Origin of the sequence: Flavobacterium restrictum (assembly GCF_007097245.1) — a bacterium.
Lineage (GTDB): Bacteria > Bacteroidota > Bacteroidia > Flavobacteriales > Flavobacteriaceae > Flavobacterium > Flavobacterium restrictum.
In genome coordinates this window covers 331,997-354,238 of sequence record NZ_VJZT01000002.1, presented here as the reverse complement: position 1 = coordinate 354,238, position 22,242 = coordinate 331,997, and the positions used below count along the sequence as shown (strand labels likewise).

Sequence of the window (22,242 nt, the reverse complement as noted above, 5' to 3'; positions counted from 1 at the left end):
ATAACTTTTATGGGAGCGACAGTTACTACTGCAAATAACGAAACAAAAACTTGGGGAGGCGGAAATGAGCCAATGGGAGCAAGTTATGGTAAAATGATGATGTGGTTTTTTATCGTATCAGATGCTTTAACATTCTCTGGATTTCTAGCCGCGTATGGTTTTTCTAGATTTAAATTTATTGAAACATGGCCATTAGCCGAGGAGGTATTTACTCACTTTCCGTTCATGCACGGGGTTTCGGCGCCTATGTATTATGTGGCATTAATGACTTTTATTTTGATTTTTTCATCGGTGACAATGGTTTTGGCTGTTGATGCTGGACATCAAATGAAAAAAGACAAAGTCGCTATTTATATGTTCCTAACCATTATTGGAGGAATGATATTCGTAGGTTCTCAAGCTTGGGAGTGGAAAAACTTCATCAAAGGAGAGTACGGTGCTATCGAAACCAAAGGTGGTAGCTTACTGCAATTTGTAGACAAAGATGGTAAACGTGTTGCACTTGCTGATTTTGCAGCTACTTTGCCAGAAGAAAGAGAGCAATTAACTAGAAATAAAGGGAGATGGTTTATGGATGAACCTACTTTGCCAAGTTACTCTGTAGCCGAAGTACAAGCGGGATTCAAATCACATCCAGATCTTTTAATTCGTACAGAAGTAATCACTGCCGAAAAGAAAAAAACTGTCCTTTCTAGAGCTGAATCGGAATTGAGATTGACCCAAGCTAGTTTAGTAGTAGAAGGTGCTAACTTAACTCACAATGAATATGGAAGTAAATTGTTTGCTGATTTCTTTTTCTTCATAACTGGATTCCACGGATTCCACGTTTTTTCTGGAATTATCATCAATATCATTATCTTTTTTAATGTTTTAATGGGTACTTACGAAAAAAGAAAAAGTTATGAAATGGTCGAAAAAGTGGGATTGTATTGGCACTTTGTAGATTTAGTTTGGGTTTTCGTATTTACAGTTTTCTATCTAGTTTAATTTTTTAAAGTTATTATTATGTCACACGAACACGTTTCTAATACTAAAAGAATTTGGTTTGTTTTTGGATTGTTATCAGCTGTAACTACAGTTGAAGTTTTTCTTGGAATTATCAAACCAGAATTTTTGCACATGAACTATTTTCTAGGGATGAATTTGCTGAACTGGATATTTTATTCGCTTACTATCTATAAAGCGTATTATATAGTTTGGGCTTTTATGCACATGGAAGGTGAAAAATCTACTTTACGTTCTGCTGTTGTTGCACCAGTTATATTTTTAGTATTGTATTTGCTTTTCATTCTTTTGACCGAAGGGCATTATATTTTTGGGGTTTTTAAAAATTCTACTATTAAATGGAATTTTTAACTAAATATTAATTCAAAAAAGAGCTCCGATATATCGGAGCTTTTTTTATTTTTGTACCCTAAATATCGCCACTCCGATGAAAAAAAATATCGTTCTTTTTATTCTATTTATATTGCCCATTGTTGCCTATCTTTTTTTCGCATCAGGAATCAATAGTTTTACCAAGTTGCCCATTATTACTCATAAAGTTGCTGATTTAGGAAATTGGAAATCCTTGAAAAACGAAAAAGTAAGTTTGAATAATAAAATCACTATTTTGGGGTTTTCTGGTTCGAATCTTTTAAAAAATAGAGGAAATTTTTTTAATTTGAATCAAAAAATTTACCAACAATACCACGACTTTAAAGATTTACAGTTTGTAGTAATTTGCCCCATTGGTACCGAGAATGATGCTAAAGCGATTATAGATGCTTTTACGCAATTTACGGATGTTTCTAAATGGTATTTTGTATTTGCAACCCCAGACCAAATTAATGCCTATTATAGCCAGTTGCAACTCAAGGGGAAATTAGACCAATATGCAGGAACTTCGGATGTATATATTGTTGACAAAGAAAGAAATCTTCGAGGACGAAAAGCAAAGAAAGGATACAAAGAAGGGTATGATACCTTTCACCCATCGGAATTGAGTAACGAAATGTTAGATGATTTTAAAGTGATTTTGTATGAATACCGTGCTGCACTTAAAAAAAATCATAATGCCACCAAAGAACTTTAATTTTTTGAGTATGTTTAAAAATAAATCCTATATCGGAATCTCGTTTATTGTTTTAATTTTTGGAATCTATGCCGTTCCAAAAATCATTGATAGAATTCAAAACAACGAAGTAGTTAATGGCAGTAGTCTGGATAAAGTAGCAGCGCAAACTAGCGAAGACAAGAATTTAGTCAAAATTGGTCAAGCACCTAAATTTGAATTGACGAATCAAGATAATATCAAAATAAACAATGCTTCCTATGCTGGCAAAGTCTATGTGTTAGAATTCTTTTTTACAACCTGCCCTTCAATTTGTCCAAAAATGAATATCAGCATGTTGTCTATCGAGAATGCTTTTTTTGGGAATCCGAACTTTGGAATTGTTTCTATTTCAATCGATCCTGCACACGACACCCCAAAAGTTTTGAAAGATCATGCCAAGTTATTGGGTGTAAAATCTACAAGTTGGAATTTTTTGACGGGCGATACAGCGGTTATTATGGATTTAGCCAATAAAGGATTCAATTTGTATGCTGCCGAGAATAAGAAAGTAAGTGGTGGTTTTGAACATTCTGGACTCTTTGCTTTGATTGATAAAAAAGGATTTATTCGCTGTCGAAAAGACGATTTTGGAAACCCAATTTTGTATTATGATGGTTTGTATAAAAAAGGTGTAAGAGACATTCAGCAAGATATTAAAATCCTATTAAAAGAATAAAAATGGAACAAACTAATTCACTCGAACAAAAATTCAGTAAACCTATAATAGCTATTTCAATACTGATTCCGGTTGTTGTTGCGCTACTTTTTAGTATTAAACTTAAAGATTTTGGTATTCCAGTAACCCCTTTGCATTTTTTGCCGCCAATATATGCTACTATAAACGGGATTACCGCTTTGGTTCTTATTGCTGCAGTATTAGCAATAAAAAGTGGAAATCGAAAACGCCACGAACAATTAATGACTACTGCAATAGTACTTTCGGTTGGTTTCTTGGTCATGTATGTGGCGTATCACATGACAACCGATTCTACAAAATTTGGCGGAGAAGGTATTATTAGGGGCACGTACTTTTTTATACTCATTACCCATATCATTTTGTCAATCGCCGTTATTCCTTTGGTTTTGATTACGTACGTTAGGGCATTGGCAGAGAAATTTGACAAACATAAAAAAATTGCCAAAATAACATTTCCTATTTGGTTGTATGTAGCCGTTACAGGCGTAATTGTATATTTTATGATTGCTCCTTATTATGTCAAATAAAGTGAGAAGAGTGAAGTTAGAAATAAAAAGAGGGGAGTGGGAAGTGAGAAGTAAAAAATGGAAAGCTAACAAAGCATTTATTGCTTTCTATATTTTATGTTTTATGTTCTTTACCCTTTCTTCGAATGCGCAATGTGCCATGTGTCGTGCCGCTTTATCAGGTAAAGACAATCAAGTCAAAGCAGCGGCTGTAAACGATGGTATTGTTTATTTAATGGTCATCCCCTATCTTTTGGTGGGAGTATTGGGTTATTATATTTATCGAATGAAAAAAAATAAAAATTAATTCAGCTTGGTTTTACGAGGGGATTATTTCATATTAAAACGATAATCCTTTTTTTTTTAGTTGATTTTAAAATATAAAAACTCGTAACTTTGTTGCTATGAGCAACGACAAACCCATAGGAATTTTTGATTCAGGAATAGGAGGAACTTCCATTTGGAGTGCTATTCATCAGTTACTACCTAACGAACAAACGATTTATTTAGCCGACAGCAAAAACGCTCCTTATGGACAAAAATCCAAAGAAGAAATCATTGCTTTAAGCATGAAAAATACGGATTTCTTGTTGCAACAGCAGTGCAAGCTCATAGTTGTTGCTTGTAATACCGCAACGACCAATGCAATTAGAGAATTAAGAGCCAAGTACAGCATTCCTTTTATAGGTATTGAACCTGCAATTAAACCGGCTGCGACCAATTCTAGAACACAAACCATTGGCATTCTTGCTACGCAGGGAACTTTGAACAGCGAACTTTTTAATAAAACGCTCGAAATGTTTCAAGATACCACTATCATCGAGCAAGTAGGTCACGGATTGGTGCCATTGATAGAAAGCGGGAATATTAATTCTCCCGAAATGACGCAATTGTTACTTTCGTATCTCACCCCAATGATTGCCGCCAATATTGATTATTTGGTTTTAGGATGCAGTCATTACCCTTATTTAATTCCTCAAATAAAAAAAATACTTCCCGACCACATTCACATTATCGATTCTGGAGAAGCGGTGGCCAAACAAACACTTCAGGTTTTGATAAACAAAGTAGGGCTCACAACAGCTGTTACCAAAAGTTCTCCTATTTTTTATTCCAATGCCAATGCCAAAGTACTTTCGGAGATTTTAGAAAATAAGTATCCTGTTATTACAAAAGATTTTTAGTCTTATTCGAATTTTCTTTTGACAAACCAAATCCCATCTAAACACAAGTTAATGGATATTTTATGGTAATTCTCTTTGATGAGACCATCGCTTATTTTGGCTTTTTGACCATAGGAATATGAGATATTCAATGCCGAAAAAGTATTGTCTATAGGAAGCGACACCCCCACCGAAAAGGATTTGTTAATCACCCTATGGCTGTCGACTTCTAAATAACCGGTATCGTAATTCAATCCTGCTGCATATTGAATTCGGTTGAAATAACTACCAAATAGTTTGGGTCTTTTGTATGTAAATCCCAGGGAAATTTTATCTCGATCTACAAAGCTACCGTAAATATCAGATTGTTTTGTGCTTTGCCAAAAACCTCTTTCATAATCCAAGGTCACATTCAATTTGTTTTTGAAAGCTTTGCTAAAACCTATTCCGGCCTCCAAAGGCATATAAAAATCATCCACATTCGAAGCCAAATCAGATTCCAAAGTAATTGTTGAGGAGCTATTCGTGCTGGCAACGGTTTGTATTTTGGAAGCATTAATTCGTGTTGGTGTTTTGGCAATTATTCCTATTGTCAAAGTCGAATCGGCTTGAAATTGTGCTCCCAAGGTGGCTCTTACACCATTGTAATTTGTTTTTTTATTGATGTAACTAACGGCATTGGCAATAGTATAACTGCGATTGTCTGTTGCATTCCCAAAAAGGAGTGAGGTAGTAAGGCCAAGAGCTAGTTTTTTACTCACTAAATACCCATAGGATAAATCAAAATTATTCAACCCGCCTGTTCCAGTAACGCTTAAATTATAATTCTCGACACTGTTTAAAATGGGTAGTGTTAAATTTGAAATTTTGTAAGCCGTACTCGAATAGGGTTTCAAAGTAGCACTAAAGGCCGATTTTGAAGTGATAGGAAATGCAAAAGCGATGTGCGAAAACTGGATGTTGTTGCGGCTTTCTTTTTTGTCACTATTTTGATAAGTCGAAAATATGGATTTCCCGCCTACATCAAACAAGAAATGATTGTGGTACATAAAGGCCAATGACGCAGGATTCAAATTATTGATAAATTGTGTCGAAGGCAACGCAATTCCAGAACCACCAATAGAAGGAATAGTTCCCAAATCCGCGTCGTACAAGGTTCCTAATCCATATATCGAATAGGGAGAACTCGAAATACTTTGCGAAAAAGAAGTCGAAATGACGCAAAAAAACAAGCTCAAAAATAATAGTGTAGTCTTCATTAATACGTAATGTAATAGATTTTTAATTTGATTTTGTTGTCTGCATTTTTTTGATCGCCCAAAACAATTCGGTCTACGGCTTTGTTGATACTTGGCAAAGTTAGAATCAGGGAATACTTGGCATCGGTTTGTTTGACCATTTCGCTTTGAAGAAATGCCCCAACCGAAATACTATACCCAATGTTCTCATTGAACTCATCACTTTGTTTATTTAAAATCGCATAAATAGGAGTTCCTGTACTAGTGTTCAGCGTCCCTTTTATCCTATTGAGTTTGTCGGCAACGTACACTTTGAGCGAATCTACTAATGGATAGGCTTCGGAATAGGAATTGTTAACAGGTTTTATGACTAACTCTGCATCAACAATTGTCCCTTTGGTAGCAATGTATTTGAGCTGTTTTATATTTGGAAAATCAACTCTACAGGCAATACCAGTCCCAGATTGTATATAGGCTTTGTTCCCCGTGAGCGTGCTTGAAAGTTTGCTCGACGAGACGGGTAAATTTTCAATAATAGTCCCTTTTTTGTCTAGTGTAATGTTGTTAAACTGTTTAGAAGCGTCTAGTATGGTGAAGTTTTTTATCAACGAAACATCGGATTCATCTTGGTATTTGGAATAATACAATCGGAGCGCACTGGTTAAATTAAAACCAATCACATTAGCAGAATTTGCCGATGTTGATTTAATGACAAAGCCTTTTAAGTATTGCGTAAACTCATCATAATTTGCAATTTGATGTTGTTTTAATTTTTGAAAAAGTGCCTCCCCAAAATCAGGACTTAACGTCACAGCAATCGAATCTTTGCCATTGGGTCTGGGCTTAAACGATACGCTCCCTAAAACTTCAGGATTGTATGTCAAGGTTGAATTATTAAAAAAACTAGTATTGTTTTCACCGCTTGGTTTGACTTTTTGGGTCAATTGATGAATACTAAATGTTTGTACCTTGGTGGTATCGCCATAATAATAGTGACTTTGTTTCAAAACCATTTTTATAGAATCAAAAACATAATTGGGCGCATCCGTATCCGAGTTGTCATTATAGAGGCGATAACTCGTAGGGGTTAATTGAAAGTAACTTTCGGATTTTACTTTTCCAAAAATAGGATCGTCATAATTCCCTATCAAAATCCTATTTTGACTGGAGGTAACTAGCGAATCAAAGTTAATGGTGGCCATATCTACAGCCATTGTATCGATCAAAAGCACTTTGTTGGTCACCGATAAATAATCCGAACCAACAACAAATTCTCCTGCATCTCCATCCGAATTACAGGAACAAATGAGCATTCCAAAAAACAATACTACGACTCCTTTAAACATAATTATTTTTTTCGCAAATATAAAAGACATCCTTTGAGACAGCATTACAACATATACCAAAGGCTTTTTTTTGTCTATAAAAAGGCTTTTTGTTGCTACAGCCCCGATTCTGATTTCAAAAAACCATTCGGCTTTTTAATACGCCCATTTGTCTATGAAAAGGGGGCATTCATATATCTTCTTTTTTTATGATAGATAACCCAACTACTTTTGAACCAATAAATAAATAATGAGAATAAAGACTTTTATAATCCTATTGTTAGCCATGGCATTTCATACCGCAAAAGCTCAAAACGGATACGCTGTAGATTTGAATATAAAAACAGAACCTACTAAAAACACAACGGTCAATGAAACTAAAATAGGTTTTAGTTATGAGAAAAATAGTCATTTTAGTACCCTAAAAAATGTGCTTTCGTATACCAATACCAGTATAAATTATCAATTGGAATCCTATGATTTACACAATTCTAACAATCATTTTATCAGTATCGAAAATGTTTTTACATTTTCTAGACCAATAAATAAAGCTATTCAATGGAACTTGACGCTGCATCCAACATTGAATTTTCAAAACACGGGAACGTTTTCCAGTTTCAATTTTTTGGGACAGTTTTCCTTGGAGTATAATGTGAATACTACCAAAATAAACCTTGGCGTCATGCGAAGCACTGTTTTTGGTCAATCAGAAATATTGCCTTATGTGTCTCTTTTTCAACAAATAAACAAGCAGACTTTTGCCGAAATTGGGTTTCCTAATTCAAGGATTGTCTATGCTAATACTACTAGAAACAGTTTTAGTCTCTCTAACAATTTTGCGGGAACCTATTACAAATTGGATCACACAACTAATCTTGACGAAAATAATACTGCGGACAGAGTTCGCTTTTCGCAAATGACAACCGCTTTGGAATTCCAAAGAAACATGGATAAAAATTGGTACATCAGTTTAAAAACTGGGTATGTTTTTAATAAAGAATACCAAAAAACAACAAATACAAATACCACAGTCTTGGATTATAATTTAAATAACGGGCCTACTTTTTCGGTTGGCTTACAATACAAACATTAATTAATACGCTAAATAACATGAATCGTTTAAAAAAAGGAATACTAGTAACTTCACTCTTTATGAGTTTAATTTTTGTTGGCTGCAGCAATGATAGTACAGATGATTTGGTTGGCAACTGGGTAAAAAAATCATCCTTTGATGGCCCAGCAAGATCCAGTGCAACCAGTTTTGTCATTGGAACCTATGCCTATGTAACCACTGGATATACAGGTGATGAATACATGAAAGACCTTTGGGCGTACAGCTCAACAGGCGATTATTGGGAACAAAAAGCTGATTTTATTGGGGCTGCCAGAAGTTCAGCTTCGGGATTTGCTTTAGGCGAAAAAGGATATGTAGGTTTGGGTTATGACGGAACCAATAAATTAAAAGATTTTTATGAATACAATCCTACAAGCAACAGTTGGTCACAAAAAACTGATTTTGCAGGAACCGCACGCTATGGCGCTGTAGGATTTCAAGTAGGTGGAAAAGCGTATTTTGGAACCGGTTATGATGGCAATTATCTAAAAGATTTTTACCAATACAATCAAACCACTAATGCTTGGACGCTAGTAAATGGATTTAGCGGCAATAAACGCCGCAACGCAACCGTATTTGTAATTGACGATAAAGCCTATTTAGGTACTGGGATAAATAGCGGAAGTTACCAAGTAGATTTTTGGGTTTTTGATCCTGCTACCGAAGTTTGGACAAAGAAAAGAGACCTTGATGACGATGAAGATGATCATGACGATTATTTAATTGCCCGCTCGAATGCAAATAGTTTCTCTATAAACGGTCTGGGGTATGTAGTTTGTGGTGAAACTACCAAAACTATTTGGGAATACAATCCAACAACCGATATTTGGAAAGAAAAAACAGCTCTTGAAGGATCAGCACGCACCGATGCAACAGGATTTTCAATCAATCAAAGAGGATTTTTGATGCTTGGGAAATCAGGAAGTGCTTATTTTGATGACTCCTGGGAATTCAAACCTTTAGAAGAGCAAAATGACGATGATAACTAATACCACCACTAAATTCTTCTGGGCGACAATCCAGAAGAATTTTTCTTTTGGAATTTCAAAAGAAAAAGTACTACTTTTAGGCAGTTTAATGTTCTTCATTGCTTGTCATAATAAACAAAATTTAAACCTAGTTTCCTTAAAAACGCCCACAGGCTGGGGATATGTGATTACTAATAACGGCAAAATCATTATCAAGCAAACCGTAATTCCTGTAATTAGTGAAAATAAAAGTTTTTATACCGAGGAAGAAGCCCTTAAAGTTGGGAATCTTGTTTTACAAAAATTAAAAGCCGATTTGTCGCCAACTGTAACCAGAAATGAATTAATTGTATTAGCTATAAAAACCTAAAATGAATTTAAATACACTAAAAAAGAATGATTCGAATACCATACTGTTTCATAGTATTATTTGGTGTTTTTTTATAGTTGCCTCTTTAATTCAGTTTTACGAAGGCCCTTTTAGAATCAATAGCGATTTTTATGCCCAATGGATTTCGGGAATCGTTTTGTTTTATCTTAACTATTTCTATTTCATTCCTTTATTTCTTTTAGAAAAAAAATACTGGCATTATTTAGCCTGCATTCTGGGGCTTATAACGGTTTTTATGACCCTTCGAATTTTGTATTTTATACCGGAATTCCAAATGGTAATTCCCAAAGAGTTTGGACAACACAAAATGATGAATGGAGCTGGGAAAGCGGTTTTCAATGACCGTTTTTTTCATAGAAAACAGCCTTTTGCTTTCAAAATTATCCCTTCTTTTTTTTATATTCTGGTGGTTGCCATTAGCACCATTATCAAAACCTTATCCGAGTATTACAACAACCAGCAAAATGAATTAATTGCCGAGGCACAACGCCAAGCCGCCGAGTTGATTTATTTGAGAAAGCAAACCAACCCGCATTTTTTGTTTAACTCACTCAATAGTATTTATTCTTTGGCACACAAAAAATCCGATTTAGTTCCGGATGCCATCGTAACGCTATCGGAACTCATGCGCTATATGCTGTATGAAACGGATAACAAATTTGTATTCCTAGAAAAAGAAATCAACTACATTCAAAATTATATCGAATTACAAAAATTACGATTGAATAATATCGAGAATATCACCATCAATATTCATGGCGATACCAAGAATAAGTTCATTGAGCCGCTGCTTTTAATCTCCTTTATAGAAAATGCTTTCAAATATGGCACGGATTACAAAGGAGCCGCTTATGTAAAAATTAAAATTACCATTGTAGGAACGGTTTTGGATTTTTTTGTAGAAAATAAAGTCGAAGAGTACGTACGAGATCCCGATAATTCAGGAATTGGATTGTCTAATATCGAAAATCGTTTAAATTTGTTGTATCCAAATGCGCATCAACTGACCATTACCGAGTCGGATGCTAAATATAGTGTCCATTTGAATTTAAAATTAGATAAAATCCAGACTTCTATGTAAGCCACAGGCTATCGGGAAGGCTAAAAATTGATAAAAAATGAAATGTGTAATTATAGATGACGAACCATTAGCGGTCGATTTGCTTAAGGAATTTGTTAGTAAAGTAGATTCGTTAGAACTCGTGAACACATTTACAAATGCTATCGATGCGCTCTCGACACTCAATATGACAACGGTGGATTTGATTTTTTTGGATATCGAAATGCCACATTTTTCAGGAATTGATTTTATAAATGCCATCGAGAAAAAACCACTAATCATTTTTACAACGGCCTATTCTAATTATGCTGTCGAAGGATTTAATCTGGGTGCGGTGGATTATTTAGTAAAACCCATTCCGTTTCATCGGTTTTTGAAATCGGTTTCCAGAGCCCAACAACTTTTTAATCCGCAACCGCTTGCGCCAATTCCAGTAGCACTGCAAGCCCCAGAAATTGAACAAGATTTTATGTTTGTAAGGGCAGAATATGAAAATGTAAAACTGAATTTTTCGGATATATTATTCATCGAAGGCTTAAAGGATTACGTAAAAATTTATACTACGGATACTAAATATACCTTAACCTTAATTAGTTTAATCAAACTCGAAAACCAACTTTCGGCCAAAGGTTTTGCTCGCATTCACCGTTCGTATATCATCAATATCAAGCACGTGAAATCCATCCAAAAAAACAAAGTCATTATTGCCGATAAACGCATTCCTATTAGCGAAAGCTATAAAAATGCTTTTTTCGAAAAGATTAACTTGTAATAACACCAACACTATTTTATAAGTACTTGAAATAATTTAACAATATATTTTTAAAGTTTAAAACATTGACTTTAAAGCTAATGGCTACAAGCTACTTAAGCAGTAGTGGTATAACTTATTCTTCGTCCTTGAACCAGCTCGAATACATCACATAATTAGTAGCAATTCGTTCTATTTCGCCAGCAAAATTAGATTGGTCAATATCCTTCACTTTCTTGGCAGGAACGCCTGCATATATGGATCCCGTAGCAATAACAGTGTTTTGCGTAACAACAGCACCTGCAGCAACAATCGAGTTGCTTTCGACCACACAATTATCCATTATGATAGCGCCCATTCCAATCAAAACATTGTCATGAATAGTACAACCATGCACAATGGCATTGTGTCCTATTGAAACATTATTGCCTATAATGGTAGGATGTTTTTGATACGTACAGTGCACCACAGCACCATCTTGAATGTTGACTTTATTCCCAATTTTTATAAAATTCACATCGCCCCGCAGTACTGCATTAAACCACACACTACAAGAGGATCCAAAACGCACATCGCCCACAATAGTAGCGTTTTCGGCAACATAACAATCATCAGGAATTACGGGAGATTTACCGTTTACGGATTTTAGTAGCATGAGTAGTATTGTTTAGAATTGTATTGGTGTTCAAAAATAAGAAATATTTTGAGAAGGTGGAGGGAATACATTAACCCGATCGCTCGGATATTCACTAAACCTCTCGTGTAGGATACCGCAGATTTGCAATCATAAGTGTTCGAAACCTTGTCTTTAAAATTTTACACCTAATTAAATCGGCTAAAAGGTTTTGTTTTTCTGATGAAAAAAGCTCAATTTGAGTAAAAATAATGTTCAAAATAAATATGCATATCATGTTTCGAACACTTATGATTTGCAATCCGTGCCTACTTACGAGAGCAATTAAAACAAATTTAACACAATTACGGCTAACTCATCATTCAAACAAGTATATTTTTCTCGGAACTTACTTGCGGATTATCAGGTGATTTTGCATTTTTTTATTTAGATTATCCTGCAAGAGCGTATTCCTCTTTTGCTCTTACAGAAAACACAAAACCAAAAAAAATCCCGATGGCTCGGGATTTTTGTTTATCTAATATTGTTATTTTGAATCAAATCGATGTACAAGTTGATCTTGTCTTTCAATTCTTTTCGAGGGGTTATAAAGTCCAAAAAGCCGTGTTCCAAGAGGAATTCTGCGGTTTGAAACCCTTCGGGTAGATCTTTTCCTGTGGTGTCTCGCACGACTCTTGGTCCAGCAAAACCTATTAATGCGCCGGGTTCCGAGATGTTAATGTCGCCTAGCATGGCATAGGAAGCCGTTGTTCCGCCCGTTGTGGGATCGGTACATAAGGAAATGTATGGCAATTTAGCTTCGGCTAGTTGTGCTAGTTTTACAGATGTTTTGGCCAGTTGCATCAAGGAATAAGCTGCTTCCATCATACGCGCTCCACCTGATTTTGAAATCATGATAAAGGGCAATTGGTTTTTGATAGCGTGATCAATACCACGTACTATTTTTTCGCCAACAACGCCACCCATAGAACCGCCAATAAAGGCAAAATCCATACAACAAATAACTACTTCTTTGCCTTTTGATTTTCCAACTCCGGTGCGAACCGCATCTTTGAGTTTGGTTTTTTCCATCACGTCTTTCAAACGGTCGGCATATTTCTTGGTATCTACAAAATGCAAGGTATCTTTGGAGGTCATGTTTTTATCCAATTCAACAAATTCATTGTTGTCGAATAAAATTTCGAAATAGACATCACTCCCTATTCTAACATGAAAATCATCTTCGGGACTTACGTATAAATTACGCGCTAGTTCGTCAGCATCAATGATTTTACCAGTAGGGGATTTGTACCAAAGCCCTTTTGGAACATCCATTTTGTCCTCGGTAGCTGTTGTGATTCCTTTTTCTTTTCTTTTAAACCAAGCCATGATTATTTTAATTATGAATTATGAATTATGAATTATAAATTATGAACACCATGTAATTCATAATTTATAATTTATAATTCATAATTTGAATTTATAGTGTATTCACGTTGTTCAAGTCAGCAAATGCTTGTTCTAGTCTTGTATTGAAAGTCACTTCACTTTCACGCAACCATTTTCTTGGATCGTAGTATTTTTTGTTAGGAGCATCAGCACCTTCTGGATTGCCAATTTGTGTTTTTAGGTAATCAATATTTTTTACCATATAATCACGAATTCCTTCAGTAAAAGCGAATTGTAAATCAGTATCGATGTTCATTTTGATAACGCCGTAGCTAATTCCTTCTCTGATTTCTTCTAATGTAGATCCTGATCCACCGTGAAAAACAAAATCAACTGGGTTTGGTCCTGTTTTGAATTTTTCTTGAACGTAATCTTGAGAGTTTTTTAGGATTTTTGGTGTCAATTTTACATTTCCTGGTTTGTAAACTCCGTGAACGTTTCCAAAAGAAGCTGCAATTGTAAATCTTGGGCTTACTTTTGATAATTCTTCATAAGCATACGATACTTCTGAAGGTTGTGTGTATAATTTTGAGCTATCTACATCAGAGTTGTCAACACCATCTTCTTCTCCACCAGTGATGCCAAGTTCGATTTCTAGTGTCATTCCCATTTTGCTCATTCTTTCTAAATATCCTTTGCAAATTTCGATGTTTTCTTCAATTGGCTCTTCGGATAAATCAATCATGTGCGACGAAAACAATGGTTTTCCTGTTGCAGCAAAATGGGCTTCGGAAGCATCTAATAAACCATCAATCCAAGGTAATAGTTTTTTGGCACAGTGATCCGTGTGTAAAATTACAGTTGCTCCGTAAGCTTCGGCCAAGGTATGAATGTGTTTTGCTCCAGCAATTCCACCAGCAATAGCGGCTTTTTCACCTACATTCGAAAGTCCTTTTCCAGCATTAAATTGTGCTCCACCATTCGAAAACTGAATGATAACTGGGGCATTCAATTTTGCAGCTGTTTCTAGAACGCCATTGATTGTATTAGATCCTGTAACATTTACTGCAGGTAATGCAAATCCTTTTTCTTTTGCATAATTAAAAATTTCCTGAACCTGATCTCCTGTAGCTACTCCCGGTTTTATGTTGTGTGCCATTGTCCTTTTTTTTAAATTGTTTTTTAGTTTTTAGTTTGCAAAAATAAGAATTTCTTGAATTAGAATGGGTAATTAATTCCAAAATTTAAAACAGAGTGTCCAAAATTGTATTCTTTGAACCATCGATCGCCCAATACATAGGCAGGATTGTAGGTTTTAAAGCCCAAATCAAAACGAACGACAAAGAAGCTAAAGTCGTATCGCATACCAAATCCAGTTCCCAAAGCGATATCTTCTAAATCTTTTAGACTTGTAAAAGTTGATTTTTCATCGGTGACATTGTCTAGGACATTCCAAATATTGCCTGCATCGGCAAAAAGAGCTCCTTTTAGACTTCCCAATATCTTGAATCTAAACTCGCCACTAATGGCAATTTTCATATTGGCTTCGTTAAAATCATTGACGCCTCCGCTGCTCCCAGGTCCCAGTCCATACGGTTGCCAAGCCCTATTGTCATTAGATCCACCTGAAAAATAACTTCTAGAAAAAGGAACGTATTTTGAGTTGCCAAAAGGGATTGCAATACCAAAAAACGTTCGCACTGCCAGTACTTTTTGTTTGGATAAATCCCAATGTTTGATATAGTCAAACTCGGTTTTTAAGTATTCGGAATATTCTAGATTGAAAATTTCATAATTATTATTGGCATTTTTTTGCAAATTACTGGCTTTAGAAATCATAGTCAGCAACGAGCCCGCTGATTCTACCTTGACTTTAAATTGATAGAAGGTATTGTCTTGCAAGTCTTTCTTGGTTGTTTTGGTAAACGTATAATTGGTCGCTAGAATAAAATCATTTTCGGTCAATCGTTTTCTTCTTTCCTCAATGCTTTCGACCTCTTTGTATTTGGCATCGGTAGGTTTCAAAGTGGTAGTTTGATCAAATACATTTTGAGTAAACCCGGTCGTTCCCGATGGTATAAGTAAATTTTTATCGTCAATATTGTCAAAATTAAGCGGATCTACATTGTACGTTTTTCCTATGGCGTTCAATGCTTTATAGGAGGATTTGTACACATTAAAATAGTTTAATGGATTCAAATTCCGAACAAATTGTACATTAAACAAATCAAAACGAGCGGTATTGTTGCGTTTGGGCGTCCAATTGTAGGTGATGGCGCCAGTGAAATTTTCTTTGTCAAGTCCTATGTTTCTTTGTTTGGCAAAACCCGCTGTAATTTGTGTATACGGAATCATGCTTTTTGGAATGATTTTCTCGGTATTAAAAGGGGTGAACAATCTGGGAATGTTTAATTTTAAATCCAAACCATATTCGGTTACATTGAAAAAGGCGTTGTTGGGATTGGCCAAATCTTTTGATGATCCAATGTTGCCTCTTGCCGCAATCTCAAAGGTTTCGGCACCATTAAAAACGTTTCTAATGGATTGCGAAATGCTCATTCCAATTCCAAAATCTTGAATGTTAGAATGTGTAATATCCGAAGTCCAGCCAAAACTATATTTTTTTCTGGGTGTCAAATACACTTTGGCAATCAAGGAATGTGCGGTGGAATCTTTTTTGTCGACTTCGTATTGAATGCTGGGGTAATTAAAAATTTTGAGATTGTTCAAATACCGGTTGGTCAGAACGGTTCTAAAATCAGCAAAAAGCATTCCCTTATTGATAAAAATCGCATCGGTTATGGCGTGAGGTTTGTATTTTAATTTGCCGTGGCTATACAATATAAAATTGTTAAATGTGGTACTGTCCGTCACGGTAGCGTTGCTATTGGTAGGCGAATAATCCGTGTAAATTTTGACAGCACTAATTTTGAAAACTCGAAACGGCTCGGTTTTACTGGAATCTTTTTCCTGATAGGAATAATTATTAATGATCAAATTGACATTGGCTTTGTTGACTTTACCAATGGTGTCAATGTTGAAACTTACATAATTAGGCTGAAAATGATAGACGCCATTGTTTCTAAAATTGGTACTGATTCTATTTTTTTCCTCTTCAAAATCAGCTACTTTGTATTGATTTCCAGTTTTTATAACGCTGTTCAATTTGTTTTTTTGGTACAAAGAATCCAAAGCAGGTGTTCGAATACTCGTTTTCAAAGAGTCCAAAAGAAAGGGGTTGCCCAACTGAATGGCATATTTTATAGCCGCTTTTTTAGGAGCAATGGTGTCAATACTATAACTGGTTTTTACATTAAAATAGCCATTGTTGATGTAATAATATTTCAATCGCAACACGGATTTGTCAGCTCTGGTACGGTCAATTATTACGGGAGGTTCGCCTACTTTTTTTAAAAAATCATGAATGCCATGGTAGTAAAATGATTTTCCTAAACGATCCACTTGCTTGGCAGATAACCATTTCGACATACGTTCGTATTTTCCGGGATGATTGGTAAATTTAGCTTGGTAGGTAGAGTCAGGATTCAAATTTGCCGCATTGTAAAGGTTCAATCGCAGTTTATACCCCAGCAAGGTGCTGTTGGGTTTTTGATACAATTGATTAAAGAGCACTTCCTCTTTTACCGCTTTGTCATTTACTAAAATTTGGTTTTTAGTAAGGAGATGTTTGCCGTCAGGAACTCTTTTTAAAGAATTACATGCCGAAATAAATATTGCAATTAGAATAAATGCTACTATTTTTGTGGAAATCTTTTTCAAGTGTTCTAATATATTTAATTCAAAAGTACATTATTTTATGGTTAGTAAAAACCAAATAAAACTAATATCTAGTTTGCACCAAAAGAAATTTCGATTGGCCCATCAATTATTTTTTGCCGAAGGCGTAAAATGCATTCAAGAACTGCTAGATTCTTCTCTGGAACTCGATCATTTATATACCACTCAAGACGATTTTGACGCTGTTGCAAAGGATAAAAAATCCCATATTGCCGAGAGCGATTTGCGAAAAATAAGTGTTCTAGCAACTCCCAATACCTGCTTGGCGGTTTTCAAAATGCCAGCCGAAGCCAATATTCAAAATGCGGGACTCATTCTAGCACTCGATAGCATACGAGATCCAGGCAACTTGGGGACGATTTTGCGACTGTGCGACTGGTTTGGGATAAGTCAAATGGTGTGTTCTAGAGAAACGGTCGATGTTTATAATCCCAAAGTGGTTCAGGCTACAATGGGCTCTATTACACGAGTTAATGTAAATTATGTGTCTTTAACTGATTTTTTGAGCAGTACAAGTTTACCCGTTTTTGGAACTTTTATGGATGGGGATTCTATTTATAAAACTGCTTTGCCCCAAGAAGGAATTGTCATTATGGGCAACGAAGCAAACGGAATTGCAGCAGAATTAGAGCATTTGATAAAAAACCGACTCACCATTCCTCGTTTTGGCGCACTACAACAAACCGAAAGCTTGAATGTTGCTACCGCCACCGCAATTGTATTGAGTGAATTTCGTCGGGGTTAATTTGAAGTATTTAAGACGCCTAACCAACCACTTTTATTTAATGGAAAGTAAAATTGATAAATACAGCCCTGCTTTTTATAGATTCGATATTGCTAGTCCATGGGCTATTGGGATCTTTATCCCGAATTAACTCGTCTTTTAGTCCAAAAACGCCTCTAATGGAAGGAGAGAAAATAAAATATTCCGAGAAAATATCAATACCAAAACCCAATTCGTAATTGGTAGTCCAGGCTTTCATCCTAAACGTATTGTCTAAATTATCGTCTAATGATTTCGAATTACTCGATAAATTAAGCGTTGTAGAAAGTCCTCCTTCTAGGTACGGCCTCACATTTCCTGTTCTCAAAGCCGAAAATTTCACCAATAACGGAAAGTGAATGTACGTGCTATTGACCTCTCTTATTTTGTCTTGGTTTGAAGGAATAGTTGGAAAATAACTCGAAGGGTAATAAAAATCCCTTTTGGTATAATACAAACCAGGTTCAAACCGCAAGTTGACGTATTCTTGTAGTTTTAAATCCGCTACCAAACCCACATTGAAACCAGTAGTTTTTTTTACGAGTATATCAGGAACATCCGTTTTGTAATCAATTTTAAAATCATAGGCGTTAAAACCCATGTAAAACCCAAAGTACAATCGTTGCTTTTGAAAGTTTTCAAGATTGATTATAGGATCCTTGCTAAACAGGTGTTTGTTAAATTGAGCGTTCCCTTTTGCTGCTAGTACTAACAGTATCAGTATGGTTATTTTTTTCATAGTAAATCCAAAAAGGTTTCGTTTTTATTTTTTTGAAGCCGAATAAATAGTGGCAACGCCAAATGTTTGTGGCATTGCTTGAACCTCTATAAACCCAATTTTTCTTAAAATATTGTTTAAGGTTTCACCATAAGGAAAAACCGCCGAAGATTCCGATAAATAGCCATAAGCGGTATTGTCTTTAGAAAACAACTTTCCTATCAAGGGAAGTATGTTCTTGCTGTAAAAGTGGTAGCCTTGCTTGTAAGGAAATTTTTCAGGAACCGAAGTTTCTAAAATCACGAATACACCATTTGGTTTTAAAACTCTCAAGATTTCGGCTAGTCCTTTTTCGAGCGTTTCAAAATTACGTACCCCAAAAGCAACCGTGATAGCATCAAAATAGTTGTCTGCAAAGGGCATGTTTTCCGAGTCGCCCAGTAGCATTTCGATTCGGTTGGATAGTTTTTTTGCGGCAATTTTTTGTACGCCTACTTCCAGCATTCCAGCTGAAATATCTAGGCCAATAATTTTTTCGGCATTAGTTTGCGCCATCAAAATAGCGAGGTCGCCAGTTCCTGTTGCAATATCAAGGAGAATTTTCGGGTTAGATTTAGCGATAATGGCTACTACTTTCTTTCGCCATTTTATGTCTATGCCAAATGAAATGACTCTATTAAGGCTGTCGTAATTGCCTGATATGGTATCGAACATTTGTGCTACTTGTTCTTTTTTGCCTAAAGAAGAATTTTTATAAGGGGTAACATTTTTTGACATTGCGTTTTAAATTTGTACAAATATAGCACAAAGTACATCAATCAGTAACGGCTTTTTGGATTAGAATTTATCTTTTTTAAGCGTTTTTTGGGGTTTGAAAAAAAATGAAAAAATCACTAATTTCCGGTATTGTTTTGTGTCAAATTAATAGTCACATTTGTCCCATAAAGAAATTGTTTAATGATATATTTTTGTTTAATGACCCAAATCAAATGGTTTTTGCTTGCGCTACTGATCTCATTTGTTCTTGTAAGCGGTTTTGAAGGAGCTATTTCCGTAAAAGGGATAGATCTTAATGCGCAAAATACGTTCTTAGGATTAAATTTGTTTTTGGAAATTTTAATTTTCTTTGTCTTTAGTATCTTCGTGGTATTTGGTATTAAAGGCTATTTTGAGTTGTACACTGAGAAGGTATCAAATCTAATTCTCTCCATTTCTGGAGCGTTATTATTTTTTGGTATTTTTATTTTATTTTATCAAATACTGAATCAAGAGTAGGTCATTACTCAAAAATCATTCTTTTCTTTTAAATAAAAAACATCCTGTAAAAAGGATGTTTTTTTGTTTTATTTTCTATGGTACGTGAGGTAAGTATAGTCGTATAAGTGTTTGTCGTCTTTGCTGTGGGCTTCTTCACTGGTTACTTTCCAATCGGTAGTATTAATTTCAGGAAAAAAAGCATCGGCTTCAAAATCATGATGCACACAAGTAATTTCTAGCGCATCGGCAAGAGGCATTCCTAGTGCATAAATTTCGCCGCCACCTATAATAAAGGCATCTTCGTTTTCAGGGCAAGAGGCTATTGCTTTTTCGATGCTGTCAGCAATAATACAACCTTCGGGATGGTAATTTTTTTGGCGTGTTATGACAATATGCGTTCGGTTGGGGAGCGGTTTAGGAAAGCTTTCAAATGTTTTTCGGCCCATAATGATATGATGTCCCGAAGTGAGTGTTTTAAATCGTTTAAAGTCGTTAGGAAGATGCCAAACTAACTCATTATTTTTGCCCAAAGCATTGTTCTGGGCAACTGCAGCAATCATAATAATCATAAACTATAGTGTTTTGGTAAGGTCGTCTTCCTCTATTTTATGTTGAAGTTGACTAATTTTTTTTTCTTGTAAAGCCATCAATCGGTTAATTTGATCCCTTTCCCAGTTTTTATTCATAAAACGATCGGTGATGAAAACTTTTATAAAATGAAGTGTAAATAGAAATAACCAAAAGGTAATCACCCAAATACACCAATTGGTTTGGGGACAAATCTCGAAAAAGTGATTGGCAACAAACAAAAATATACTCACTAATACGAATAAAACAAAATGAAAGTAGAGTCTCTTTTTTTGTTTTAATCTACTTCGGGCATATTCATATTGTTCGTGTTGGGTACTTTCCATAGGTTGTTTTTTGAGTTCATAAAGATAAAATTTATTTTGGAAATTGATACTTCCTCTCTTTTAATCTTTACTGTAAAAGATGAAAGTGCTTTTTAAATGCTGTTTTTAGTCCTTTAAAATTGTTAATTTTTTCAAATTTTAACAAAATTTTCACTTTTATCCTAAATCTGCATTTTTTTTATTGTTAGTTCAAATGAATTTATTTTCTTTGTCCCATAAATCTAAAAATGAAATAGTTATGTCAATTAAGAAACAATTTATAAAGTCGAAACCAGTTTGTAAAGTTACGTTTTCTGTCGAAGCTAAAGATGCAACTGCAGTATCAGTAGTAGGGGATTTTAACAATTGGAGTGCCGAAGAAGGTGTTATGGGCAAATTAAAAAATGGTACTTTTAAAGTAACTTACGATTTAAACAAGGATACTTCGTATGAGTTTAAATATATCGTTGACGGCGCATTTGTAAACGAGCCAGAAGCCGATTCGTATATTTGGAATGATTTTGCTGGTGCAGAAAATAGCCTTATAATGTTGTAATAAGAATAAAAAAATCCGCTGTGAAGCGGATTTTTTAGTTTAAAGTTGTGTTTAAACAGCAACGCTTCCTTTTATTCCTGCATGTGGCTCGTATCCCTCCAAGGTAAAATCTTCGAAAGTAAAATCGAAAATAGTTGTTATGTCTGGATTCAAAATCATTCTTGGCAATGATTTTGGTTCTCGTGACAGTTGCAATTCGAGTTGCTCAAAATGATTGTTATAAATGTGGGCATCGCCAAAGGTGTGAATAAATTCTCCCGATTCTAAACCGCAAACTTGTGCAATCATCATGGTCAACAAAGCATAAGAAGCAATGTTAAAAGGAACGCCAAGAAAAATATCGGCGGAACGCTGGTACAATTGACAAGATAATTTTCCGTCAGAGACATAGAACTGAAAAAAAGCGTGACAAGGAGGCAAAGCCGCTTTGTTATTGGCTACATTCTCTGTAAATGTTTTGGTCGTATCGGGCAATACGGATGGATTCCATGCCGAAACGAGCATTCTACGACTATTCGGATTGGTTTTTAGTTCGGTTATAAGGTCGCTTATTTGGTCTATTTCTTCGCTATTCCAATTGCGCCATTGGTGTCCGTAAACAGGGCCTAAATCGCCATTGGCATCAGCCCAAGCGTCCCAAATTTTTACACCATTTTCCTGTAGGTATTTGATATTGGTATCGCCTTTTAAGAACCAGAGCAACTCGAAAATAATCGATTTTAGATGTAGTTTTTTGGTTGTAACCATAGGGAAACCCTCACTTAAATCAAAACGCATTTGGTATCCAAAAACACTTTTGGTTCCCGTTCCTGTTCGGTCTCCTTTTTGACAACCGTTTTCCATTACGTGTTGTACCAAATCTAAATATTGTTTCATTTGAATGTAATCGTTTAGGTTTTTGAATGCGTTTTTCTGGATTTACTCGGAATTATCAAAGTAAATTACAC

26 protein-coding genes are annotated in these 22,242 nt (G+C 35.2%); 15 read left to right on the top strand and 11 right to left on the bottom strand.

Annotated elements, in window-relative coordinates; translation table 11 throughout:
- Positions 1-9 precede the first annotated feature (9 nt).
- The 7 genes from FNW21_RS03710 (at position 10) to murI (ending at position 4,482) form a co-directional block, all read left to right on the top strand.
- Complete coding sequence (locus tag FNW21_RS03710) at positions 10-987, top strand: cytochrome c oxidase subunit 3 (RefSeq protein WP_144255382.1); 978 nt, start codon at positions 10-12, stop codon at positions 985-987.
- An 18-nt stretch (positions 988-1,005) separates the two neighbouring features.
- The gene (locus tag FNW21_RS03705) at positions 1,006-1,356 is read left to right on the top strand and encodes a cytochrome C oxidase subunit IV family protein (RefSeq protein ID WP_144255381.1); all 351 of its coding nucleotides are present in this window, start codon (positions 1,006-1,008) and stop codon (positions 1,354-1,356) included.
- A gap of 76 nt (positions 1,357-1,432) precedes the next feature.
- Entirely contained in the window at positions 1,433-2,074 is a 642-nt protein-coding gene (locus tag FNW21_RS03700; RefSeq protein WP_144255380.1) for a hypothetical protein, read from the top strand.
- 10 nt (positions 2,075-2,084) lie between these two features.
- Positions 2,085-2,771, top strand: a complete 687-nt coding sequence (locus tag FNW21_RS03695) for an SCO family protein (protein ID WP_144255427.1) — start codon at positions 2,085-2,087, stop codon at positions 2,769-2,771.
- A gap of 2 nt (positions 2,772-2,773) precedes the next feature.
- The gene (locus FNW21_RS03690) at positions 2,774-3,319 is read left to right on the top strand and encodes a DUF420 domain-containing protein (RefSeq protein ID WP_144255379.1); all 546 of its coding nucleotides are present in this window, start codon (positions 2,774-2,776) and stop codon (positions 3,317-3,319) included.
- A 10-nt stretch (positions 3,320-3,329) separates the two neighbouring features.
- Complete coding sequence (locus tag FNW21_RS03685) at positions 3,330-3,605, top strand: hypothetical protein (protein WP_394344684.1); 276 nt, start codon at positions 3,330-3,332, stop codon at positions 3,603-3,605.
- A gap of 97 nt (positions 3,606-3,702) precedes the next feature.
- Positions 3,703-4,482, top strand: a complete 780-nt coding sequence (gene murI / locus FNW21_RS03680; protein WP_144255378.1) for a glutamate racemase — start codon at positions 3,703-3,705, stop codon at positions 4,480-4,482.
- Between the two features lie 2 nt (positions 4,483-4,484).
- On the opposite strand, the gene FNW21_RS03675 is transcribed toward murI, so the two are convergent.
- A complete protein-coding gene (locus tag FNW21_RS03675) occupies positions 4,485-5,720 on the bottom strand; it encodes a PorV/PorQ family protein (RefSeq protein ID WP_144255377.1) in 1,236 nt (411 codons plus the stop codon).
- Positions 5,720-7,045: a DUF4270 family protein gene (locus FNW21_RS03670; RefSeq protein WP_144255376.1), complete on the bottom strand. Its 1,326-nt coding sequence runs from the start codon at positions 7,043-7,045 to the stop codon at positions 5,720-5,722. The genes FNW21_RS03675 and FNW21_RS03670 overlap by 1 nt, the downstream gene beginning before the upstream one ends.
- Positions 7,046-7,274: 229 nt before the next feature.
- Here FNW21_RS03670 and FNW21_RS03665 point away from each other — a divergent pair, with 229 nt between their 5' ends.
- From FNW21_RS03665 to FNW21_RS03645, 5 genes are read left to right on the top strand one after another with little or no spacing between them, the layout of a single operon-like run.
- Positions 7,275-8,117 (top strand): hypothetical protein, encoded by an 843-nt coding sequence (locus tag FNW21_RS03665; RefSeq protein WP_144255375.1) that lies wholly within the window; start codon positions 7,275-7,277, stop codon positions 8,115-8,117.
- 17 nt (positions 8,118-8,134) lie between these two features.
- Entirely contained in the window at positions 8,135-9,127 is a 993-nt protein-coding gene (locus FNW21_RS03660; RefSeq protein WP_144255374.1) for a Kelch repeat-containing protein, read from the top strand.
- On the top strand, positions 9,117-9,476 hold the full coding sequence (locus FNW21_RS03655) for a DUF4907 domain-containing protein (protein WP_235889582.1): 360 nt from the start codon (positions 9,117-9,119) through the stop codon (positions 9,474-9,476). Before FNW21_RS03660 ends, FNW21_RS03655 begins: the two co-directional genes overlap by 11 nt.
- A gap of 1 nt (position 9,477) precedes the next feature.
- Entirely contained in the window at positions 9,478-10,578 is a 1,101-nt protein-coding gene (locus tag FNW21_RS03650; RefSeq protein WP_144255372.1) for a sensor histidine kinase, read from the top strand.
- 37 nt (positions 10,579-10,615) lie between these two features.
- Positions 10,616-11,329 (top strand): LytR/AlgR family response regulator transcription factor, encoded by a 714-nt coding sequence (locus FNW21_RS03645; protein WP_144255371.1) that lies wholly within the window; start codon positions 10,616-10,618, stop codon positions 11,327-11,329.
- Positions 11,330-11,444: 115 nt separating this feature from the next.
- On the opposite strand, the gene FNW21_RS03640 is transcribed toward FNW21_RS03645, so the two are convergent.
- The 4 genes from FNW21_RS03640 to tamL all read right to left on the bottom strand — a co-directional run bounded on the left by FNW21_RS03640 (position 11,445) and on the right by tamL (position 17,090).
- Positions 11,445-11,963, bottom strand: a complete 519-nt coding sequence (locus tag FNW21_RS03640) for a gamma carbonic anhydrase family protein (RefSeq protein WP_144255370.1) — start codon at positions 11,961-11,963, stop codon at positions 11,445-11,447.
- 492 nt (positions 11,964-12,455) lie between these two features.
- A complete protein-coding gene (gene accD / locus FNW21_RS03635; RefSeq protein WP_144255369.1) occupies positions 12,456-13,310 on the bottom strand; it encodes an acetyl-CoA carboxylase, carboxyltransferase subunit beta in 855 nt (284 codons plus the stop codon).
- A 91-nt stretch (positions 13,311-13,401) separates the two neighbouring features.
- The gene (fbaA, locus tag FNW21_RS03630) at positions 13,402-14,469 is read right to left on the bottom strand and encodes a class II fructose-bisphosphate aldolase (RefSeq protein ID WP_144255368.1); all 1,068 of its coding nucleotides are present in this window, start codon (positions 14,467-14,469) and stop codon (positions 13,402-13,404) included.
- Positions 14,470-14,528: 59 nt separating this feature from the next.
- Entirely contained in the window at positions 14,529-17,090 is a 2,562-nt protein-coding gene (gene tamL / locus FNW21_RS03625; protein WP_144255367.1) for a translocation and assembly module lipoprotein TamL, read from the bottom strand.
- Between the two features lie 37 nt (positions 17,091-17,127).
- Here tamL and FNW21_RS03620 point away from each other — a divergent pair, with 37 nt between their 5' ends.
- Entirely contained in the window at positions 17,128-17,853 is a 726-nt protein-coding gene (locus FNW21_RS03620; RefSeq protein ID WP_144255366.1) for a TrmH family RNA methyltransferase, read from the top strand.
- A gap of 37 nt (positions 17,854-17,890) precedes the next feature.
- Here FNW21_RS03620 and porT read toward each other — a convergent pair whose 3' ends face one another.
- Positions 17,891-18,610 (bottom strand): type IX secretion/gliding motility protein PorT/SprT, encoded by a 720-nt coding sequence (gene porT, locus FNW21_RS03615; RefSeq protein WP_144255365.1) that lies wholly within the window; start codon positions 18,608-18,610, stop codon positions 17,891-17,893.
- 24 nt (positions 18,611-18,634) lie between these two features.
- Positions 18,635-19,366, bottom strand: a complete 732-nt coding sequence (gene ubiE / locus FNW21_RS03610; RefSeq protein ID WP_144255364.1) for a bifunctional demethylmenaquinone methyltransferase/2-methoxy-6-polyprenyl-1,4-benzoquinol methylase UbiE — start codon at positions 19,364-19,366, stop codon at positions 18,635-18,637.
- A 198-nt stretch (positions 19,367-19,564) separates the two neighbouring features.
- Between ubiE and FNW21_RS16420 the strand changes: the two genes are divergently transcribed.
- Positions 19,565-19,864 (top strand): hypothetical protein, encoded by a 300-nt coding sequence (locus tag FNW21_RS16420; protein ID WP_144255363.1) that lies wholly within the window; start codon positions 19,565-19,567, stop codon positions 19,862-19,864.
- A 68-nt stretch (positions 19,865-19,932) separates the two neighbouring features.
- Here the strand turns inward: FNW21_RS16420 and FNW21_RS03600 are convergent, their stop codons facing one another.
- Positions 19,933-20,415, bottom strand: coding sequence for a dihydrofolate reductase (locus FNW21_RS03600; RefSeq protein ID WP_144255362.1), 483 nt, complete (start codon positions 20,413-20,415; stop codon positions 19,933-19,935).
- A 3-nt stretch (positions 20,416-20,418) separates the two neighbouring features.
- On the bottom strand, positions 20,419-20,760 hold the full coding sequence (locus FNW21_RS03595; protein ID WP_144255361.1) for a 2TM domain-containing protein: 342 nt from the start codon (positions 20,758-20,760) through the stop codon (positions 20,419-20,421).
- A gap of 238 nt (positions 20,761-20,998) precedes the next feature.
- Here FNW21_RS03595 and FNW21_RS03590 point away from each other — a divergent pair, with 238 nt between their 5' ends.
- Entirely contained in the window at positions 20,999-21,295 is a 297-nt protein-coding gene (locus FNW21_RS03590) for an isoamylase early set domain-containing protein (RefSeq protein ID WP_144255360.1), read from the top strand.
- Between the two features lie 51 nt (positions 21,296-21,346).
- On the opposite strand, the gene FNW21_RS03585 is transcribed toward FNW21_RS03590, so the two are convergent.
- Complete coding sequence (locus FNW21_RS03585; protein ID WP_144255359.1) at positions 21,347-22,171, bottom strand: thymidylate synthase; 825 nt, start codon at positions 22,169-22,171, stop codon at positions 21,347-21,349.
- Positions 22,172-22,242: the final 71 nt, after the last annotated feature.

Coding starts and splice junctions, on each gene's coding strand:
- FNW21_RS03710 (WP_144255382.1), top strand. CDS start 10: ATGGGAGCGACAGTTACTACTGCAAATAACGAAACAAAAACTTGGGGA.
- FNW21_RS03705 (WP_144255381.1), top strand. CDS start 1,006: ATGTCACACGAACACGTTTCTAATACTAAAAGAATTTGGTTTGTTTTT.
- FNW21_RS03700 (WP_144255380.1), top strand. CDS start 1,433: ATGAAAAAAAATATCGTTCTTTTTATTCTATTTATATTGCCCATTGTT.
- FNW21_RS03695 (WP_144255427.1), top strand. CDS start 2,085: ATGTTTAAAAATAAATCCTATATCGGAATCTCGTTTATTGTTTTAATT.
- FNW21_RS03690 (WP_144255379.1), top strand. CDS start 2,774: ATGGAACAAACTAATTCACTCGAACAAAAATTCAGTAAACCTATAATA.
- murI (WP_144255378.1), top strand. CDS start 3,703: ATGAGCAACGACAAACCCATAGGAATTTTTGATTCAGGAATAGGAGGA.
- FNW21_RS03675 (WP_144255377.1), bottom strand. CDS start 5,720: ATGAAGACTACACTATTATTTTTGAGCTTGTTTTTTTGCGTCATTTCG.
- FNW21_RS03670 (WP_144255376.1), bottom strand. CDS start 7,045: ATGTTTAAAGGAGTCGTAGTATTGTTTTTTGGAATGCTCATTTGTTCC.
- FNW21_RS03665 (WP_144255375.1), top strand. CDS start 7,275: ATGAGAATAAAGACTTTTATAATCCTATTGTTAGCCATGGCATTTCAT.
- FNW21_RS03660 (WP_144255374.1), top strand. CDS start 8,135: ATGAATCGTTTAAAAAAAGGAATACTAGTAACTTCACTCTTTATGAGT.
- FNW21_RS03655 (WP_235889582.1), top strand. CDS start 9,117: ATGATAACTAATACCACCACTAAATTCTTCTGGGCGACAATCCAGAAG.
- FNW21_RS03650 (WP_144255372.1), top strand. CDS start 9,478: ATGAATTTAAATACACTAAAAAAGAATGATTCGAATACCATACTGTTT.
- FNW21_RS03645 (WP_144255371.1), top strand. CDS start 10,616: ATGAAATGTGTAATTATAGATGACGAACCATTAGCGGTCGATTTGCTT.
- FNW21_RS03640 (WP_144255370.1), bottom strand. CDS start 11,963: ATGCTACTAAAATCCGTAAACGGTAAATCTCCCGTAATTCCTGATGAT.
- accD (WP_144255369.1), bottom strand. CDS start 13,310: ATGGCTTGGTTTAAAAGAAAAGAAAAAGGAATCACAACAGCTACCGAG.
- fbaA (WP_144255368.1), bottom strand. CDS start 14,469: ATGGCACACAACATAAAACCGGGAGTAGCTACAGGAGATCAGGTTCAG.
- FNW21_RS03620 (WP_144255366.1), top strand. CDS start 17,128: ATGGTTAGTAAAAACCAAATAAAACTAATATCTAGTTTGCACCAAAAG.
- porT (WP_144255365.1), bottom strand. CDS start 18,610: ATGAAAAAAATAACCATACTGATACTGTTAGTACTAGCAGCAAAAGGG.
- ubiE (WP_144255364.1), bottom strand. CDS start 19,366: ATGTCAAAAAATGTTACCCCTTATAAAAATTCTTCTTTAGGCAAAAAA.
- FNW21_RS16420 (WP_144255363.1), top strand. CDS start 19,565: ATGACCCAAATCAAATGGTTTTTGCTTGCGCTACTGATCTCATTTGTT.
- FNW21_RS03600 (WP_144255362.1), bottom strand. CDS start 20,415: ATGATTATTATGATTGCTGCAGTTGCCCAGAACAATGCTTTGGGCAAA.
- FNW21_RS03595 (WP_144255361.1), bottom strand. CDS start 20,760: ATGGAAAGTACCCAACACGAACAATATGAATATGCCCGAAGTAGATTA.
- FNW21_RS03590 (WP_144255360.1), top strand. CDS start 20,999: ATGTCAATTAAGAAACAATTTATAAAGTCGAAACCAGTTTGTAAAGTT.
- FNW21_RS03585 (WP_144255359.1), bottom strand. CDS start 22,171: ATGAAACAATATTTAGATTTGGTACAACACGTAATGGAAAACGGTTGT.